General features: G+C 52.4%; 13 protein-coding genes. 6 read left to right on the top strand and 7 right to left on the bottom strand.

The features are described from left to right. Positions 1-8: 8 nt before the first annotated feature. Positions 9-638: a response regulator transcription factor gene (locus tag J2Y43_RS13580; protein WP_309983405.1), complete on the bottom strand. Its 630-nt coding sequence runs from the start codon at positions 636-638 to the stop codon at positions 9-11. A gap of 472 nt (positions 639-1110) precedes the next feature. Between J2Y43_RS13580 and J2Y43_RS13575 the strand changes: the two genes are divergently transcribed. From J2Y43_RS13575 to J2Y43_RS13565, 3 genes are all read left to right on the top strand, one after another. After that, the gene (locus J2Y43_RS13575) at positions 1111-1758 is read left to right on the top strand and encodes a response regulator transcription factor (protein WP_223405828.1); all 648 of its coding nucleotides are present in this window, start codon (positions 1111-1113) and stop codon (positions 1756-1758) included. Between the two features lie 86 nt (positions 1759-1844). After that, the gene (locus J2Y43_RS13570; protein WP_309983403.1) at positions 1845-2204 is read left to right on the top strand and encodes a BlaI/MecI/CopY family transcriptional regulator; all 360 of its coding nucleotides are present in this window, start codon (positions 1845-1847) and stop codon (positions 2202-2204) included. Positions 2205-2224: 20 nt separating this feature from the next. After that, a complete protein-coding gene (locus tag J2Y43_RS13565) occupies positions 2225-4174 on the top strand; it encodes a M56 family metallopeptidase (RefSeq protein ID WP_309983401.1) in 1950 nt (649 codons plus the stop codon). 13 nt (positions 4175-4187) lie between these two features. Here the strand turns inward: J2Y43_RS13565 and J2Y43_RS13560 are convergent, their stop codons facing one another. From J2Y43_RS13560 to J2Y43_RS13550, 3 genes are all read right to left on the bottom strand, one after another. Further along, positions 4188-5315 carry an NADH:flavin oxidoreductase gene (locus J2Y43_RS13560; protein WP_309983399.1) on the bottom strand — a complete coding sequence of 376 codons (1128 nt, stop codon included), beginning with the start codon at positions 5313-5315 and terminating at the stop codon, positions 4188-4190. Positions 5316-5396: 81 nt separating this feature from the next. Next, positions 5397-5996: a Crp/Fnr family transcriptional regulator gene (locus J2Y43_RS13555; RefSeq protein ID WP_309983397.1), complete on the bottom strand. Its 600-nt coding sequence runs from the start codon at positions 5994-5996 to the stop codon at positions 5397-5399. Between the two features lie 73 nt (positions 5997-6069). Continuing rightward, on the bottom strand, positions 6070-6810 hold the full coding sequence (locus J2Y43_RS13550) for an SDR family oxidoreductase (protein WP_309983395.1): 741 nt from the start codon (positions 6808-6810) through the stop codon (positions 6070-6072). 98 nt (positions 6811-6908) lie between these two features. Between J2Y43_RS13550 and J2Y43_RS13545 the strand changes: the two genes are divergently transcribed. Beyond that, entirely contained in the window at positions 6909-7295 is a 387-nt protein-coding gene (locus tag J2Y43_RS13545) for a helix-turn-helix domain-containing protein (protein ID WP_309983393.1), read from the top strand. Between the two features lie 104 nt (positions 7296-7399). Here J2Y43_RS13545 and J2Y43_RS13540 read toward each other — a convergent pair whose 3' ends face one another. From J2Y43_RS13540 to J2Y43_RS13530, 3 genes are read right to left on the bottom strand one after another with little or no spacing between them, the layout of a single operon-like run. After that, positions 7400-8101 carry a DUF3823 domain-containing protein gene (locus tag J2Y43_RS13540; RefSeq protein ID WP_309983391.1) on the bottom strand — a complete coding sequence of 234 codons (702 nt, stop codon included), beginning with the start codon at positions 8099-8101 and terminating at the stop codon, positions 7400-7402. Between the two features lie 21 nt (positions 8102-8122). Next, positions 8123-10150 carry a RagB/SusD family nutrient uptake outer membrane protein gene (locus tag J2Y43_RS13535; protein WP_309983389.1) on the bottom strand — a complete coding sequence of 676 codons (2028 nt, stop codon included), beginning with the start codon at positions 10148-10150 and terminating at the stop codon, positions 8123-8125. Between the two features lie 24 nt (positions 10151-10174). Then, a complete protein-coding gene (locus J2Y43_RS13530) occupies positions 10175-13375 on the bottom strand; it encodes a TonB-dependent receptor (RefSeq protein ID WP_309983387.1) in 3201 nt (1066 codons plus the stop codon). A gap of 249 nt (positions 13376-13624) precedes the next feature. Here J2Y43_RS13530 and J2Y43_RS13525 point away from each other — a divergent pair, with 249 nt between their 5' ends. Both J2Y43_RS13525 and J2Y43_RS13520 read left to right on the top strand, forming a co-directional pair. Further along, the gene (locus J2Y43_RS13525; RefSeq protein WP_309983380.1) at positions 13625-16432 is read left to right on the top strand and encodes a T9SS type A sorting domain-containing protein; all 2808 of its coding nucleotides are present in this window, start codon (positions 13625-13627) and stop codon (positions 16430-16432) included. A gap of 161 nt (positions 16433-16593) precedes the next feature. Beyond that, a complete protein-coding gene (locus J2Y43_RS13520) occupies positions 16594-19257 on the top strand; it encodes a galactose oxidase (RefSeq protein WP_309983378.1) in 2664 nt (887 codons plus the stop codon). The last annotated feature ends 47 nt before the right edge of the window (positions 19258-19304 follow it).

Here is a 19304-nt window from a genome sequence, read left to right as displayed (position 1 = left end):
GCATTTGTTCAGCTCAACATGGTTACCTTCTCGATCAGCTTGATCAGGCTGTTGACCTGCATCTTTTTAAGTATCCGCATTTTATGCGTCCCCACGGTGGTTTTATTGATATTCAGGATAGCGGCGATTTCCCCGGTCGATTTCCCGGCAATGAGGTGGTTCATCACCTGCCGCTCCCTTTCCGAAATGCTCATCAGCGGGTTCACATATCGCAGCGAACGGTTGATCTGGCTTTCCTGGATGATCTGCTGCTGTAATGCCGTGCTCGCATATTTGCCCATCACCATCATCGCCCTGATCGCCTCGTCGAACTGCGCTGATGACGCCAGTTTCGACAAAAAGCCATCCGCACCTGCCTTCATATACGGTAGACCATACGTGCTTTCTTCCAGGTCGGTGATAACCAGTATAGCGGTACCGGGGTACAGCGCTTTCATCCGCTCCACCACGCCCGCGCCGGCTTTCCCTTTGATATCGACGTCCAGAATAATCAGTTCGTAAATATTACGGCTCGCAAGGTCATAGGCTGTGTCGACGGACGATGCATTGTCGACCGTCGTTACGGGATTGATCTCACCGATTTTCTGCTTTAATCCCAGTACGGTTAGCGGCTCGTCCTCGATAATGAGTATATTCATAAATTGGCTGATTGGCTGACAGAACCCCGGGCATTTAGCCTCTGTCGCAAATGTCATAATTCTACTTGCTCCGGATTTGGAACTAGTTCGTAATTTGAAGATGTAAATCTAAGAATAAATATTACACTTCTGTCGCTACACGTAAATGTAGAAATTTCTCTAACATAACTCAAACAAACTCGATTCAAAACTTAAGGCAACAGGATGTGCAATGAGTAGCAAGGCCTTAAACTGGGCTAAAAATGCATATTAAACCTCTTCCAGGCGCTTCTTGGCCCGGAATTTTTGTCGCGAATAGTAAAACTTTTTTTGCCGAACCGGGTAATTAACTGTAAACTTGTACAGACCGCTGAATAAGTTTTACATCAAATAATAGGAGTTTTACTCAATATTTACGGTATTTATTTGATAGCCATTGAGTCACAAAAGGTTATAAACGGTCGGAAACTGAATACAAGTCCTCCTTAAAAAAATGAAAAAAATCTTACTGGTTGAAGACCATGCTATTGTCAGGCTCGCTACCCGGTTCTTGATTCTTGATTTGCTGAACCCGGTGGTCGTGCATGAAGCTGGCTCTTTCAGTGAGACACTCGCCCAACTCTCCAATAATCAGATCGACCTGGTTATCCTCGACATCAATATTCCCGATGGCGAAGGGTTCAACATGATCCCGCGAATCCGGGAAGTGCAGCCCAAAGTTTTGATCATGATCTTCTCGAGCCTCGAAGAAGAGATCTATGCCTTACATTATATCAAAGCAGGCGCCAATGGGTTCCTCTCCAAAAATGCCTCTCAGGAAGAGATCAAAAAGGCGATATTGTCCATGCTGGAAGTCGGTAACTATATCAGCACCGCCGTTCAGCAGCAACTGCTACGCAACACCCTCGAAAACAAACCCAATGGCGAAAACCCGCTCGAACACCTGTCGCAACGGGAACTGGAAGTGATGGACATGCTCATCGAAGGTTACTGGACCAAAGAAATCGCCATCAAACTCAATCTTACCGAAAGCTCCGTCAGTACCTACAAAGCACGTATTTTCGAAAAACTGAAAGTTTCGACCCTGATCGAAATGTTCAAAAAAGTCCAGTTCTATAAAAGCCAAAACCCTGGTATTTAGCGCATTGTCAAGGATCAATTAATTTTTTAGTTTAAATATTTGACAGAACTACGAAAGATTCGTAGAATTACGAAAAAATCGTAGCCATGGAAAAACTGACCATTCAGGAGCAGGACGCCATGCTCGCCGTATGGAAAACCGGCGAAGGAAGCGTCAAATCATTCATGGAGGCCATGGCGCCTCCCGTCCCACCCTATACGACGGTCGCCTCGACTATTAAAAACCTCGAAAAGAAGGGATATCTCCGCAGCCGGCTGGTCGGTAATGCCTATTTGTATGCCCCAGCGATCAGCGAGGAGGCCTACAAGCAAAAGTTTATGGGAGGTGTCGTCAAAGACTATTTCGAGAACTCCTACAAGGAACTCGTGAGCTTTTTCGCGCAGAAGAACAAGATTTCGGCCGACGAACTAAGGGAAATCATCGGCCTGATCGAAGGAAAGAAGTAATTCATCCAAACTTTTCAGCTATGTCGGCATTTCCGGATTACCTGCTCAAACTGTCGGTCGGCCTCAGCGTGATCGCCCTTTTTTACCATTTGGTACTGCGCAAGCTCACATTTTACGATGCCAACCGCAGGTACCTGTGGTTGTACTCTTTTCTCTGCTTCCTATTCCCGGTCATCAATATCAATCATTACATCGCTCCTGAGCCCACGCCTGCGCGTGTGTTCGTGCAAAGCGTACCCACCTTTACGCGCATAGCCGCACCGGAAACTCTGGTCTCGGCGACGGTTATTCCTGGCGAGCCAGTGGCTGCCGCCGGTTCGTGGGCCCAAAGTGCCACCGAGTGGGTGCTGTACATCTGGCTTGCCGGCGTGGTGGTTATGGCGTTTCGGTTGCTGGTGCACATCCGCTCCTACCTCCGTATCCGGTCACAGTCCCGGCTCGTTTCAAACGACGGTGTAAAAATCTTCCATTTCGACCTCTGCATGAGCCCGTTCTCGTTCGGAAAGGCCATTTTTTACAACCCTCACCTGCACAAGCCCGACGAATTACAGGACATGATCCTGCACGAATACATTCACGTGCAGCAATGGCATTCACTGGATGTAATCTGGTCTGAAATCCTGTGCATTATCAACTGGTTCAACCCCTTCGCCTGGCTGATCCGCAGCGCCATCCGCCAGAACCTCGAATACATTGCCGACCAGAAAGTGCTGGAAAACCACCCGGATACGAAAGCCTATCAATATCTGCTCCTGAAAGCGGCCGTCGGCCCGGAGTTCTCATTGGTGAACCAGTTTGGTTACCATTCCCTGAAACAGCGGATTATAATGATGAACAAAAATGCAAGCCCGCGTGTGTTAATGGCGTGTTTTCTGTTCATTCTGCCGCTAGTGGCGGTAGTGCTGGCCGCATTTCGGTGGGATGTGCCGGGAAAAGGAAAAAAGGTGATCAATTTCTATCGCTCGCCAGTCGAGGTTAGTGTAAGAAAACCCAAAAACCTGCTGCATTTGGCAGGCGTGGTCATGGATGGCGAAACGGGCAAACCGATCACGAATTTACCCCTGAAAATCACGCACGACGAAGTCTATGTCAAAACCATTTCAACAGACATGGATGGCTTTTACTTTGCAGAACTGCCCGTTAAACCAGAAAAAGGTATCAGCCATACCTATTCCATCGGATACGATGGCCCCAATCTTTACATGCAATTCAGTGCGGGAGAGACGTATCACGGTGGGTTTAATTTCGGAGAACGCTTCGAGTACCATTTTATACGCAAGCGCGCAATCCCCGACCTGAGAAATTTCTATTATTCTCTTGATTCCAAGCCCTTTTACGATAAATACAACCCTTCAAACACTCGTGTACAACTCAAAACCTACCTGCTCGAAAATATAGCGCCTCACCAAAAGGAAATGGCCCTGCGAGTGGATTACATCAACACACACCGTTGGTCAAAAGATGTGATTACGCTGTATAAAGGCGGCTATTTCGATCGTAAAAAACAGCTGGTAGGGTACGAAGGCGAGTTAAATCTCCTCCTGGACGGAAAGAAAGCGACACCCCGTGAAATCAATGATGCATTCCGGAATTACCCGTACTTCCTGAATGAGGGTCAGGAAAAGAGGAATTTTGGGGGATTTAGCCTCTGTACCCAAATCGCCTACCTCACCTTCCCCCTCTACCGCGACGCCCCGCCGGCTGCATTGGTAAAAGGTAATGTACAGGTAAGAGACGCCCAGTCGTTCGATCCGGCAAGGCTTGAAAACGAGCCTTACCTGCTCGATGGCTTCCGGCAGGTTTACGGCGCGAGCAGCAACCTGATACCCGAAAAACAGGACATTAAGAGGGTAATGCTCCTCAAAGGCCGGCTGGCAAAATACTATGATCCGTCACTCAACGAAATCTGGTGGATCGAAACCCGGCCGGTCAATGAAGTTTTCGAACGGCCGGATTTCGCTTCCAAATAACAGTTCATGGTGATCAGCACAAAGCCGACTCATCGCATTGCTCCCGCACGCGTCGCGTATGTGCGAGCGTGAGGCTTGGTTTGATCAACTCCTTGAAGAAGGGTATTACAGGCTGGCCGGCGGCCATCAGTTTGGGCCAGTCGGACGAGGCAATGGCCGCACGGCCGATCGATACCAGGTCGGCCGCGTTGCTGTTCAGCAATTTTTCGGCCAGTGCAACATCATGCATTCCGCCGTTCGCGATCACGGGTGATTTGAGCAGGCTTTTGGCGATGCTGTTGGAAGAAGTTCCGTCGGGATAGCGGCATTCGCGCTCCCAGCGGCCTCCTTCGGCCGCAATGTGCAGGTAATCAGGGTTTATTTCGGCGAGTACTTCAAAAATCCGCCGCGCAGTTTCCGAACCGCCCGGCCAACGGTAGGTGAGATCATTAACTTTGCTCTCTGAAACACGGATGCCCACGATGAAACCGTCGGGCAATGCCGCCTTCACGGCCCGATACACTTCCATCAAAAACCGCAGCCGGTTCCGCTCATTACCGCCATAAGCATCGGTACGGAGGTTGGTATAGGGCGTTATGAACTGGTCGAACAAATAACCATTTGCCGCGTGTAGCTCAACCCCATCGAAACCCGCCTCATATGCCAGCCATGCGGCATGGACATAACCTGCTTTCACTGCTTCTAAATCCTCCGCTTGCATCGCGCGCGGCATGGGAAACGGGCTGGGTGACACAGTATGGTCCGTAGCCCGTAATCCAAGCGGTTGTACAGCCGAAGGTGCGATCGTTTCGTCCGTAATTTCCGACAACGCCCCGCCGTGCATCAATTGATTAATAATAAGCACATTATGCCTGTGAACGGCTGTCGCCACACACTTCCAGCCTTGCATTTGGGCTGTATTCGCAATTCCCGGCTGGTTATGGTTGGCTTTGCTGAACAATTCGTCCGTATAAGTGCCTTCGGTGATGATCATCCCAAAGCCGCCTGCTGCAAACGCCTCGTAATAATCTGCCATTTCCTGCGTAGGTACACCGTCCGGCGTCGCGCTCACCCGTGTCATAGGCGCCACCACGAGGCGGTTAGCCAGTTTTCTGCCGTGTATTTCAGGGCTATCGAATATCGTCTTGCTGATCGTTTCCATACTTCGTTTTTTGACTACAAAAGTACCGGCCTCGTCAGCTGCGCGGCATATAACTATTTTAATAAAAGTGCTTAAACTTGTTTAAGGCCGCCGCGCGAGCTGCTTTCGGATCTGGCTCAGGAATACGGGGGTAATGCCCAGGTAGGAAGCGATATACCGCTGCGGCATGCGCTGTTCGAGGGTAGGATATTTGGTGATGAGCGCTTCATACCGCTCGGCGCCGGTCATGGAAATGGCGTTCAGGATGCGCTGGTCCTGGGCAATGCTGCCCTTTTGTTCGAGAATGCGCCAGAAGCGTTCGAATACGGGAACGTCCTTGTAGAGTTGTTCGAGATCGTCCTTTTCTATTTGTAACAGCACAGAAGCTTCGAGCGCCACAATGCTCCTCGTAGCGGGGAGCTGTAAATGGAAACTGGTGAAATCGGAGATCCACCAGTCTTCCATCGCGAAATGCAGGGTATGGTCGTTGCCCTTCTCGTCCATATGAAAGGAGCGGAGAAAACCTTGGCAAACATAGCTTTCGTACCGGCACACATCACCCTGCTGGACAAGGTATTGCCGCGGAAGCAACTTGCGGACTTTCAGAAGGGAAACGAAATGCGCCTGTTCGGCCGCCGTGAGCTCAATGCGGCGCAGAACGTGGTCGACGATCATCTTTTGCAGTGCGGGGTCTTTTTCCAATGGTTTTCACAGCCTGGTGTCGGCGGCAAATATTGGAAACTAATCCGTCCGATCCTACCGGCGTGAGCTGAAATCAGCTTAGCGTACCGCCGTCGATGGTCATTACCGAGCCCGTGGTGTAGCTGTTGGTCGGGCTGGCCAGGAACGCCACCGCATCTGCAATGTGCTCCGGACGCCCGTATTTCGGGATAGCCATCATACCACGTTGAAAGTCGGAGAATTCTGAGGTCGACGGGTTCATATCCGTATCGACCGGTCCCGGCTGAATGAGGTTTACCGTAATCCCCTTCGGACCGAGGTCACGCGAAAGCCCCCGCGTAAAGCCCGACAACGCCGACTTGCTCGCCGCATACAAGGTCGCCTGCGGTACCGCCGCGCGATCAGCCATGCAGCTGCCGATTGTTACGATGCGGCCGCCCTGCTCCATTTTCCGCGAAGCCGTGAGGCAAGCCTCGAACACGGATTTGACATTGACATTCATGACATAATCGTAGTCCTCGGTGGTATGCTCCTCGAATGCCTTACCCACGTACACGCCGGCGCTGTTTACCAATATATCCAGCTTGCCAAAATGTTCGATAGCCTGATCGATGGCCGCAGATACGGCCCCCTCGCGTGCATTGTCGGATTGCAAGGCTACTACGGTAAGGCCTTCTTCCGTGAGTTCTTTCACGAGGGCTTCGGCCTGGCTCTTACCGTTGACGTACGTAAAAGTCACCTTCGCTCCTGCTGCCGCGAGCCTTTTCACAATGGCTGCTCCAATGCCCCGGCTTCCCCCTGTTACGAATGCGACTTTGTCTTTCAAATTTTGCATGATGATGAATTGGTTTTGATTTCATTGCAAAACTATCGCCCTACTCGTAATTTTACAGGTACTAACAAAATTGTCAAGTACTAACATAAATGTAAGTTATGCGAAAACAGAGCTCCACGAACCTTGAAAACGAAATACTCATCAACGGAAATTGTGACATGGCTTACACCCTGGACCTGATCGGCGGCCGCTGGAAACCTTCGATCCTGTGGCGGCTGGCTTACGGCGCCATGCGGTACAGCGACCTCCGCCGCAGCCTGCCGGCCGTGTCCGAACGCATTCTGATCCTCCAACTCCGCGAAATGGAGAGTGACGGCCTCATCAGCCGCAAAGTATACCCGGAAGTGCCACCGCGCGTGGAGTACCAGCTTACAGACCTTGGAAAGAGCCTCGAACCGGTGATCAATATCCTCACCGACTGGGGCTCTGAAAACCGGCCCGGTTCAGAGAAAAAACGGGTGCGTTGTCAAATATTGCTTCCATAGCCGACAGTCTGATCACGGCGGTGCCAACGAGCAGACGATGTAAAAAACAAGCCCCCAAAGACCAGTGGTCCCGGGGGCTTACACTACCTCTGCGTATAAATAAACTAGGGAACTTGCACAGTTTTAATGGTGGTGTAGTTGTACTTTTTATAAGTATCGTTCACCCGCACGCCGACGCGCACGTAGTAGGTCGTGCTGTATTTCATTGCTACCGACGACGAAATGGTAATATTCTGGCCCTCCTTATCGACTGTCACGGGTACCACTGCTCCTACTGCTGTATTGTCCCAATTATTATTTCCAACATATTGATTGGTTGAAATAAAAAGCTGGTAATCGAGCGGATTGGGTTTGGTGAGCCCTTCCGGCGCTGCATTACTCGTGAACTTGAAGCTTACCGAAAGCTTCTTGTCCGCATTGATCACCGGTTCCGCTACCCAATCCACATTCAGATAAGGTATTACCGTGAAATCCTGCTTCGTAGCACCTTTAATATCCACTGCTTTTTCGGCGACAGGGTAAAACGGACCTTCCACCGGCGTGACTTTGTAATTGCCCGGAAAGAGCTTGTTATTGATAAAAGAGCCGTCCTGTTTCAGGTTCAGGAACAATGGCAGCGGCGTATTGCTCCAACTCAGCTCTTCCATTTTCAGGCGCGCGCTGGAAGCGCCCTGTTCCAGCTGGATTCCCGCACCGCCGGCATCCACCAGCCGGCCTTCGAATGTCGAATCCGGCGCATCCACGTCGTCGATCTTGCAGGCGTACAACATGAGCGGCAGAAATAGGATATAAATAAGACTTTTCATTGTTAAATTCGTTTTCAGTGATCAATATTGCTCATTCTGAACCAGTTTCGGGTTCGCGATCAGCTCGGCACCCGGAATGGCCTCGTAGTAATTTTTGGTAGCGATGGTAAACCGCGAGCTTCTTTCCTCGAAACGACAATCAAAAATGTACTTGCCTCGAACGTAGTCGCTGCTCTCCGTCACTGCGCCCTTCGCGAACAGGAACGGGTTGCATTTCCGCCAGATGCGCGCATTTACCTCCGCATCGGCGGTGCGCCAGCGGAGCATATCCCACCAGAGTTTGTTCTCAAATGCGAGCTCCTTCCTGCGCTCGATACGCACGAGCTGCAACCCGCGTGTAGGCGCCAGCACATATCCGCCCACACCTGCGCCCGGAGCGATCGGCGGCGCGGACGAGAGTTCGGCGGCTGTTTTGAGCAGCACAGCACCCGCACGGTGACGAATTTGGTTGATGTTTTCAAATGCATCGTTCAGCAAAGCCACGCCGTCCACTTCCGTAACGCCGTTCTGGTGTAGCTCCAATGCCGCCTCAGCGCGGTTGAGCAGCACTTCGGCATAGCGCATTTCTATCCACGACTGGTTCGAGCGGTGTAAGGCGGTAGCCGCCGGCGCGAGGTTCGGCATCAGCCATTTGCGGCCATGGAAGCCGGTAATGGTTGCATTGTTGGCCGAAGTAGGACCGTCGAGGCCCGTCGGGTTGATCGACTGACCATTCGAGAGTACAATGGGCGTCTGGTTGTTCCAGGTACCCGATTGTTTTACATTGGAATTATAAAATGCATTGGAGTTATAGCCACTGGTCATATCCTCGGGGATAAACTTCGGGATCGGCACCGAGGGGTCCACGGTTTCTATCAATGTGCCTCGCCGCAGATCGGTGCGGACGCCTTTGATAGCCTGGCCCGGCAGCAGCACCGTCCCCCGCAAACGCGGCTCGCAGTTCTCGAAAAGCTGTTCCACATAATCGTAAACAATGTAGTTGCCTTTGTCATCGGTCGTTTTCAGCTGCCCTTTGGCATTCTTGGGCAATCCATCGAAAAGCTCCACGTAATCGAGCGTAGGGTTGAAACGATCGCCGTAGGTAGAGGTCATGTGCGGCGGTGCATAAACGGCATCGAAGCTGTGTACAGCCTCGGGATAGGAATAACCTTTGGCAAAAATGGTTTCCGGGCTGGCCGCATCGAGGAACAGGTCTGCATAATTATCGGCGGTCGAAATTTTGTCGTTGGCCGACCATTTTTTCATATATAATGAATACTTGCCTTCCACGGATTTCGCCGCCTGAAATGCCGCTTTGAAATATTCATTCGCTTTTTCCTTTGGAATTCCACAAAGCATTACGCCGTCTTTCACAAACGGGTTGGCGTAACGGGCAATGGAACCCGCCGTAAGCGCCACGCGTGACTTGAATGCTGCGGCAATGTTCTTATTCACCCGGCCCGACTGCTCGCTGGCCTCCGGCATGGCCGCGATCACGAAATCCAGATCCGCTAGGATAAAATCGAAAACCTGCTGCTCGCTGCTGCGCGGGATTTGGAGCGATTCCAGCGTGGAGCCGTCCAGCGACTGCACATCCTGCGTAATGGGCACACCGCCATACCGCTTCACGAGCGCGAAATAGGTGAATGCCCGCACGAAACGTGCTTCCGCAATCCATTTGTCCACCTTTGGCTGCGTGAGCGACGGCACATATTTCGGCAGCTCGCGGATCAGGTAATTGGCATTGCGGATCACCTGGTAGCCGCTTTTCCAGTAACCGCGAGCAGGGTTCACAAAGCCGCCGTTGTTACGGTTCGCATTCTCGCCGGTATTCAGCGCAGGCGTGGCGATGTTGTTCCAGGTGTCAAACCCTTCGGTCCCCTCCTGCGCGCTGTATTTGAAGTCCTCGATCGGCATCCGGCTGTACAATGCCGCCATGTATGCCTGCATACCGGCGTCGGTAAATGCATCCTTATCCTGCACGACGTTGATCGGAGGAATGTCGAGCTCATTACACGCATAAGTGCCGCCCAGCAGCATCAGCGCGAGGCCATATTTTATATTTTTCATTTGAAATACCATGCTGAATTTGATTTAAAAACTGATACTCGCACCCACATTGATCGTCCGGTTGATGGGGTACATATAGCCGTACAACTCCGACGGGTGCTCCGGATCCAATCCCCGTACCTTGGTGAATGTGTGAAGGTTATAACCATTCACATACACCCGTAGCCCTTGTACCCCCGCCCTTTCCAGCAGGTCTTTCGGAAGTGAATAACCAATTTCAGCACTTTTCACGCGCAGGTAAGCGCCATTCTGAATGTTCCGCGCAGAGTTTTCGTCGGCAGTGGTGCCGGTGTAGGCGTAATATCCTTTCGTCCATTGGGTCGACGGATTGTAAGGATCGGCCGTCGGGTCGTTGGGATGCCAGCGATCCATGAAAAACTCCAACGCATTACCATCCCAGGCGAGCGGCTCGCGCAGTTGCTCCCCGTAGGCCACATAAGAAAGCGCGGCGCCCTGGAAGAGGATATTCAGGTCAAAACCCTTGTAATCGATAGAGCCCGAGAAGCCGAAGTTCATGAGCGGATGGTTCTTTTTAGCGTCACCACCTACGGTTGTATTACTGGCCGGGTTGATGGTGGTGGCAATCGGGTGACGGTCCATGTCGTCGATGGTGCCGTCGCCGTTCCAGTCTTCATAAATGTAATCGCCCGGCAAGGTAGCACGGCCTACGAATGCATTGTGCGAGGCGATTTGCTCATACGACTGGAACTGTCCTTCATAACCCCAGCCAAACCAGACGTCGTTGAAACGGTTGCTGCGGTTGTTGCGCCAGTTGTCGTAAGAGTTACCCGAGCGGCCTCTCTCGATGTAAATGTTGCGGGTACGCGTGAGCGAAAAGTTACCCGACACATTGTATCGGATCTCGTTGATACGCTTCCGGTGGGAAACCGAAACCTCGAAACCGCTCGTCTGGTCGCTGTTCAGGTTTTCCTGCGGCATTGTGGCGCCGAACGTGCCGGGCAACGACATAAGGCGATTCGCCAGCAGCCCGGTCCGGTTCCGGCGGAAAATGTCGAAGGTAACCTCCGCCAGGCCATTCCAGAAACCGGCATCCAAACCCGCATTGGCCGTTTTTACGGTGTACCAGGTGATATTCGGGTTAGGCGAATTGCGGAAACCGAGCGAGTTCACAAACGATCCGCCGAACATATATCCGCCTGCCAGCGCCTGGCTGTTGCCATTGAACGGGTAATCGTAGCCCGATACGAACTGGTATGACGATGCCCCGTCGTCCCCCATCGTCCCGTAAGAGCCTCGGATTTTCAGGTTATCCAGAAAACGGAATGCCGCATTGTTCTTGATAAAACCTTCCTCCGACAACCGCCAGCCAGCCGAAACCGCCGGGAAGAAACCCCATTGCTTACCCGGAGGGAATTTGGATGAACCGTCGTACCGGAAACTGAAATCGGCGATGTACTTGCCTTTGAAATCGTAGTTCAAGCGGCCTACGAACCCTTTGTTGGCATTCTTCCAGATCGCATTGATATTGCTGTTCCCCACCTGGTTCTGCGCCTTTCCGGCAAACAAATACTCCATCGGGATACCCAGCTCGCGGCTTGCGTAGAAGTTGTCGCTGCTACGGGTGCTTTCTTCGTAAAGTACCAGTGCTCCTACACTATGCTTCTCCTTGAAAGAGCGGTTGTAGTTTAATGAAACCTGCATCAAAGTTGACGGCAGCGTGTTGTAGGTACGGGTCAGCTGGTCGGGCAGGTTGTTTGCGAAGGGGGCGTAGGTGCCGTTCGAAGCATTGTAATCGTACAAATTGTAGGACTTCTTATAATTGGTGTTGGAGTTGATCCGCGTATCGTAGCTGAACATCCCTTTGGCCATCAACCCTTCCACATGCGGCACCGTGTATTCCAGCTGAAACTGACTTTGGAGCCATTTGTTATTGTCCTTCTGGTAGCCCGAAATAGCGGCGGTGGTCAATGCTACCGGGTGGCCGGCAGCCATTTTAAAGAGGTAATCCGGGTTGTTATTGGAATAATTGGTCTCGTTGGGCTGCGCGCGCCAGAGCGGCCCGTAGATCTCGTGCATACCGCCCGCCTGCTGGTTATTTTTTGTATCGATAATACCGCTCAGCTTCAGCGAGGCCCGCAACTGTTTCGTAATCTGGGCATTGATATTCGAACGCAGGTTGTACTTGTCATAATTCAGGTCTTTGCTCTTCCAGAAACCCTCCTGGTACATATAACCCATATTGATAAAATAATCGACTTTGCCATCGGAAGTACCGCCGCTTGCGCTGAGGTTATGCTGCTGCTGGGGCGCGCGCTTCTGCATTACGAGGTCGTACCAATCGGTGCTTTGGAGCTTTCCTTCGCGGTAAGGCGCAAAATCTGACTCGGAATAGCGGATCGTGGGGCTATTCACGTTGTGCATGCTCTTCTCGTTCATGAGCGTGTAGCGGTCGATCGCGCCCACGGGCTTAGGCAGGCCGAGGGCGGTCTGGCTGCCGTAATACATCGAATACTCGATCTTCGCCCGTCCGCTCGCGCCGCGTTTGGTGGTCACGAGCACCACGCCGTTCGCTGCCCGCACGCCGTAAATAGCCGCCGCAGCGTCTTTCAGGATCGAAATGCTTTCGATTTCATTCGGATCAATGCGCGAAATGTTATCGCGCGGCACGCCGTCGATCACGATGAGCGGATTACCAAATCCGCGGATATCGAACTGGTTGGAATTGAAATCCCCCGGCTCCGACGATTTCTGCACCACCCGCAAGCCCGGCAGCTTGCCCGTGAGCATATTCTGCACGTTCTGATTTTTAGTGGTGACGATTTCCTGGCTGTTTACGGAAACGACGGCTCCGGTGAGCGTCACTTTCTTCTGAGTACCGTACCCTACCACCACTACCTCGTCGAGGTTCCTGTTGTCCTCAGCCAGCGTGACATTGATCGTCGTTTGGCTGCCGACAGCAACTTCCTGCTTGGCATACCCTACAAAAGAGAATACCAGCACGTCCGCACCTGATCCGACCTGGATCGAGAACTTCCCGTTCACATCGGTGGTAGTGCCGGTGGCAGTGCCTTTCACAAGCACGTTCACGCCAGGAATGCCCTCGCCTTTTTCATCTTTGACTGTTCCCGAAACATCGGTCGCGGCAGGAGGACGAGGGGCCACAGACTGCCCGCTGCCACTGCGGAGCGCATACGCAGGTGGGGTGGAATGGCATAGCAATGCCATACTCATCGCCCATAAGGGGATGGATAAAGTTTTGTTCATAATTGTTTTTTTGAAAGAAAAAGTTACACGGAGGCAATTGTAATTCCGGCAGCTAAGTAAATGGCGGGGTGTTAACGGGGACTTAATTTGGACTTAATTGCAGGTTTTAAGCCGACATTTTTTCCCATTTATTCTTTATTAATTCCTAGTTAAGCCAAAATTATAGGTGCGCGTCTAGATTTGGATCAGTCCGGCAGGCTTATGGGCTCCTGGCGTTTACTCAAATCTTTCACCTTAATCCAAACCTAAATGAAGAACAACTGCTTACTGTTGCTCCTTTTACTGGTGGCAGCCCTGCCCTCGCGTGCGCAGGTAACGCCCATGGACGACTGCGAATCGCTTACCGGCTGGGGAGGCGGCGGCAATGCACTAAGCCTCGACAGCGACGCGCCCGTGCAGGGTACTTATTCCATCAAATCCGAGGGAGGCAACACCGAACGCTTTCGCCGCACATTCACCACGCCGATCAACACCGGCATTGGTCCTACCGAACTGAACATCGCCTACCTTCAATTTTCACTTTACGTGTCGGACGTTACGAAGTTCAGCGCCTCGGGCGGGCAGTTTGAAATTACCAGCTCGGGCAACCCCGATACCGACGAGTACAACTGGGGTACCGCGAGCGTAAACCTGCGCAACGGGTGGAACAACGTGGTGCTCCGCCTGAGCGCCGCGGGCAAGCAAGGCAATCCGAACCTGGCGGCCATTAATTTTTTCAGGTATTACAAACCCATTAATGCGGGCGAATCGGTGATTATCAAGATCGACAACCTCCGTTTCACCAAAGGCTATGAGGGCAGTGTGCTCAGCGGCGCGCACATTTTCAGCGCAGCCGACAATACCACGGGTTGGTCGGGTGCGGATGCATTGGTAGCCGACACGGGCAACAAGATCCTCGGGAGTGCGTCCATTGCCAAAACCGGCTCAGGTACCAACTGGTTCACCTTCAACCCCGCGCCATTTAACACCACGGTTTCGGAGGCTGATGGCGTGGTGAAATTCTGGCTGTTTGTTTCGGATGCAACGCAAATGAACGGCAGCGGGAGCATCGTATTCTCATCGTCGGGTCTGGCGGGGAGCGATGAATACCGCTGGAACCTGGCCAATCAGAAAATCCAGAATGGCTGGAACCATGTGATCCTGCATTTGGATGCCGCCACCAAGACGGGTAACCCGAATCTCTCGGCCATCAATTTCTTCCAGATCAGCCAGGCGCTCAATGCGCCCGTCACCGCGCGGATCGATGAAATCGAATTCTACGAGCCTGCCCCAGCCACTACGCCTGTGCCTTCTGCCAACACCCTGAACGGCAAAGTGATGTTCGGTTACCAGGGCTGGTTTGGGCTTCCGACCGATGGCAACCCTACACATAACTGGTGGCTGCATTGGTTTGGAGGCGCACCCGACCACGCCAATGCGACCGTGGATATGTGGCCTTACCTGGGCGATTACCCGTCCAACGAGCTCGTAGCGACCAACATGGTGTATAGCAACGGCGCGCCCGCAAAGCTGTTTTCGAGCTACAATTACAACACCGTAGATCAGCATTTTAAATGGATGCGCGAGCACGAAATCGATGGGGTTTTCCAACAGCGGTTTCTGCAAAATTTCCGGACAGGCGATTCACGCGTGCCGAGGCATTTTGAGAAAGTGATTGAAAACGTGCAGACCGCCAGCCTGAAATACGGTCGCGTGTATGCGATCATGTACGACCTCTCGGGAGCGGATGCTACTTCCACCGAGGCAGTAATCGCCGATTGGAAGCGACTCGTGGATGAAATGGGCGTCACTTCGGAGAGCAACTACTTATGGCACAAGGGCAAGCCGCTCGTGGCATTGTGGGGCCTCGGCCTGGCTTCGAGCCCCGACGCTACCGCCGCACGTTCCGACAAGCTCGTGAAATGGTTCCGCGAGGGCGATCCCACCGACCCTACAGACGATCCCAAATACCGCGCGACCATCATGGGAGGCCTCAACAACAACTGGCGCTCGCATACCGCCGAATGGCTCGCGGTTTACGACCAGCTGGACGTGATCAGCCCATGGTCGGTGGGACGGTACAGCAATGAAAGCGGCGCCAATGCATTCGCTATTAACTCCGTGCGGCCCGATATGGCTTATTTACAGCCCAAAAACATCGATTATATGCCGGTGATCTTTCCGGGCTTTTCGTGGTTCAACCTGCAAACCGTCCGTAATAATCCTTCGGCAGCCATTAAAAACTCCATTCCGCGTAACGGCGGCAGTTTTTTGTGGCAACAATCGCAGAATGTGATCAACGAAGGGGCCAATATGGTATACCTCGCGATGTTCGATGAAGTGGATGAGTCGACTTCCTTCTTTAAAATGGAGAAATTCGCCGATCACACCCCAAAAGGCGGAGCAACCTGGTTCCTCTCGCTCGACGCCGACGGTTTCGACCTCACGCCCGACTGGTACATGGGCATTGCCGGTTACACCAAGAAAGTGCTCGCTGGAAAAGCGACAAACAGTCTGTCGGTTCCGCTCTTTCCCAATGCGCTGAGTACTACCGCCGGGCAGCCGCTGCCTGTTACGTTGGTAAGTTTTAGCGCGCAAACCGAACAAAACAATGCGTTACTAAGCTGGCGCACCGCGCAGGAAGTCAACAGTTCGCACTTTGAAATTCAGCGAAGCACCGATGCCAAGACATTTACGACTATTGGAAAAATCAGTTCCCGCCAAAACGCCAACGGGAGCAACGATTACTTTTATACGGATGCTAACCTGCCTGCGGGACAATTCTATTACCGCCTGAAAATGACTGATATGGACAATTCTTTCGCATACAGCAGCATTGTAACGGCGAAGATCGAGCGAGCAATCACCGTTAACGTTTATCCAAACCCCGCAGCGAATGTGCTGGCGGTGCAGTCGGATGCCCGCATTTTGCAGGTAGCTATCGTGAACTCGGCAGGCAGAAAAATGCATTCCTCCGCACCCGGCAAGCCCTATTTTGAATTGAATATCACTACCTGGCCGTCGGGAACTTACATTGTCAATGTCGATGGCGTCGAACGAAAGATTGTAAAACCATAAACTGAGTTCTCCGAAACCTGAGTTGCTGCGCCCCGGCCCGAAACGGCCGGGGCGCATATTTTTAAGGCATGGGCCTTGCAGCCTTATATTATTTCAAGTTTTTTTTAACTTTTGTAAGTTATTAGTTGCCACTGCGTATTACCTGAACCGGGCTGACCCATATGAGCCATTTTATGCCTCCTGAAATCGCCATGAGTGGCGGACGCAGTGGCGCACGCAGTGGCGTACGCCCGGTATCACCCCTGAACCTCCTGATGAAATTGCCCTTTGTCCTCCTCGCATTCCTATTCATCATTTCTGCCGGGGCTCCGGCGAAAGCCCAATCGCATGGCCTGCGTTTCGCCAGCTACGAGGTGTTGCAGGACCATCGCACGATGCTCGATCTTACGCCGACCAAACAGTTTTGCATTTCGGAAAGCCTCGAATTGACATTTGACTTTTGCTTTGTACCTAAGCAAAAAACCTATTTCGGCTACATTTTCAGGCTCATAGGCGACGACAAAAACAACATCGACCTGATTTACGATAACGGCGTCGCCGCAGCGAATGGCCGCTTCCGGGTCATTACAGGTGACAAGCTATCGGGCATTGCATTCAACATCGCCGATCAGTCGCTTTTTGGCGGCTGGAACAAGTTTCTGCTCAAAATTGACGTAAAGACCCGGAAACTGAGCATCACAGCGGGTGGGAGAACCTATTCGCATACAATGGAGGCGGCCTCAGGCGGCTGTTATCAGTTGCTGTTCGGAGCCAATCAACATAAGTCGTTCCAGACTACGGACGTGCCGCCCATGAACCTCGCCAACATCCGGCTGGCCCGGGACGGGAATTCTGCCGGTTTCTGGCCGCTGGACGAGCACTCGGGCGAAGCGGCCCATAATGCAAACGGGAAAATTGCCGGTGTGGCCAAAAATCCGGTTTGGATAGAAAAGTTGCACGAAGCATGGCAGCCGCGCAGGCGCATGGTTACAAGCGGGTTTGCGTGTTCCGCACTTGATCCAAAACGCGAGACCCTTTACCTGATCGGCGAGGATAGCCTGCATACTTACTCCGTGGCCAGCCAGGTAATGATTTCTTACCCCTACCAATCGGGCAGGCTGCATCTGGCAAAGGGCAACCAGGCGTTTGTGGATACAGCTACGGGAAATCTCTATACCTACAATGCCGATCAGCAGCGCATCGCCCGCTTCGATTTTGCGAGCTGGAAATGGGACAACAACTTCATTTTCCCGATTCCCGAAAGCTCCACGGAATACTGGCATTCGAATAAGTTCTTTTCGGCCGCAGATTCCTCGCTGTACCTTTTCGGCGGTTACGGGCATCTGACCTACAAAAACAAGGTGCATCGCTACCATATGCTGACGCACCAATGGGCAACCCTGCCTACCGGCGATACAACGACGCCCCCCACCTACACGCCCCGGTACCTCGCCGCCGGGGGAGTGGGTCCGCACGGCATGTACATTTTGGGCGGCTACGGCAGCCTGACGGGCCAGCAGATCCTGAATCCGAGAAACTGGAACGAGTTGCTGCTTTTTGACCCGCATACCCGAAACTGGAAGAAAGTATACGATACTGGTGCGGACCTGGCCCAGCTGAATTTTGCCAATTCATTGGTCTTTCCCGACGAGTATTTTTATGCATTGAGTTTTCCAAAAAACAGGTATAATTCGGAATTGCAGCTTGTCCGCGGCTCGCTCGACAAACCGGCGTTTACGCCTATGGCAAACCCGATCCCCTATTCCTTCCACGACACACATTCTTTTGCGGATCTGTTCTTCTGTCCCGACAGCAAGCAACTGGTGGCATTCACCATGACCCGCAGCGAGGACGACAAGCAGACGGTCATGCATGTGTACACGCTACTCACACCCGTACGCGAGGCCCGGGCCGAAGTGATAACCGCCGAATCCAAAGCATTGCCCGTGTGGCCGTTGGTATTAGCTGGCACGGGGCTGTTCGCTGGCGCCGCGTGGCTGTATTTTCGCAGGCGTCGCCCGGTGGCAAATGCCTCCGAACCGGGGAATGGTTCACCTGCGGACGTGCCTCCCGCTGCCGCTCAACCTCGTAAAAATGCCAGCCCGGCGGCTTCGCAGGAACGGAATTGCATTTCACTGTTCGGCGACTTGCAGCTTACAGATGACAGCGGGACCGATATTACCCAAGCGCTGACGCCGCTTATCAAAGAGCTGTTTCTGGTTATTTTGCTGTATTCAATCCGTTGGAAAAGGGGCATTAACTCCGACAAGCTGCGGGAATTGCTATGGGCCGACAAATCGGCCGAGAGCGCCCGCAACAACCGCTCGGTGAACCTTACCAAACTGAAAGCCATTCTGGCCAAAATGTCGCATTGCCAGATCGTCATGAACGCGGGGCATTGGAAACTGGATTTCGATGAAAATGAAGTGCATGTCGATTACCTGGACTTCATGAATATCACTTCTTCCAAAAGCATCGACCGCCCGATGATCGAGGCGCTGATTGGCATTACCAATAAGGGAAGCTTCCTGTCCAACATGGAATTTGAATGGCTCGACCCATTTAAATCGGAAATTTCGAATATGGTCGTCAATACATTTCTGAATTACGCAGCGGGCATTCAGGTATCCGACGATCCGGAGCTGATGGTCCGCCTGGCCAACAATATCTCATATTTCGACCCGGCCAATGAGGAGGCAATGGTCCTTAAATGCAAGTCGTTTGCATTGCTGGGCAAGCATTCGCTAGCGAAAAGTACGTTCGAGAGCTTTACGAGGGAGTACAATAACATTTACGGAGAGGATTTCCGGCGGGAGCTGTCGGATATCCTGAAATCGGAAGTATAAGAGGAAAGATTATGCAGAAAATGCAGGCCGGCACCAGATGCGCCGGC

Origin of the sequence: Dyadobacter sp. BE31 (genome assembly GCF_031457695.1) — a bacterium.
Lineage (GTDB): Bacteria > Bacteroidota > Bacteroidia > Cytophagales > Spirosomataceae > Dyadobacter.
Note: the sequence above shows the minus strand (reverse complement) of the source record. Positions and strands in the feature narration are given on the sequence as shown.

Bases quoted from the DNA above. Each gene is read 5' to 3' on its own strand.
- J2Y43_RS13575 (WP_223405828.1), top strand. From the start codon at position 1,111: ATGAAAAAAATCTTACTGGTTGAAGACCATGCTATTGTCAGGCTCGCT.
- J2Y43_RS13520 (WP_309983378.1), top strand. From the start codon at position 16,594: ATGAGCCATTTTATGCCTCCTGAAATCGCCATGAGTGGCGGACGCAGT.
- J2Y43_RS13545 (WP_309983393.1), top strand. From the start codon at position 6,909: ATGCGAAAACAGAGCTCCACGAACCTTGAAAACGAAATACTCATCAAC.
- J2Y43_RS13535 (WP_309983389.1), bottom strand. From the start codon at position 10,150: ATGAAAAATATAAAATATGGCCTCGCGCTGATGCTGCTGGGCGGCACT.
- J2Y43_RS13565 (WP_309983401.1), top strand. From the start codon at position 2,225: ATGTCGGCATTTCCGGATTACCTGCTCAAACTGTCGGTCGGCCTCAGC.
- J2Y43_RS13580 (WP_309983405.1), bottom strand. From the start codon at position 638: ATGAATATACTCATTATCGAGGACGAGCCGCTAACCGTACTGGGATTA.
- J2Y43_RS13570 (WP_309983403.1), top strand. From the start codon at position 1,845: ATGGAAAAACTGACCATTCAGGAGCAGGACGCCATGCTCGCCGTATGG.
- J2Y43_RS13525 (WP_309983380.1), top strand. From the start codon at position 13,625: ATGAAGAACAACTGCTTACTGTTGCTCCTTTTACTGGTGGCAGCCCTG.
- J2Y43_RS13540 (WP_309983391.1), bottom strand. From the start codon at position 8,101: ATGAAAAGTCTTATTTATATCCTATTTCTGCCGCTCATGTTGTACGCC.
- J2Y43_RS13550 (WP_309983395.1), bottom strand. From the start codon at position 6,810: ATGCAAAATTTGAAAGACAAAGTCGCATTCGTAACAGGGGGAAGCCGG.
- J2Y43_RS13560 (WP_309983399.1), bottom strand. From the start codon at position 5,315: ATGGAAACGATCAGCAAGACGATATTCGATAGCCCTGAAATACACGGC.
- J2Y43_RS13530 (WP_309983387.1), bottom strand. From the start codon at position 13,375: ATGAACAAAACTTTATCCATCCCCTTATGGGCGATGAGTATGGCATTG.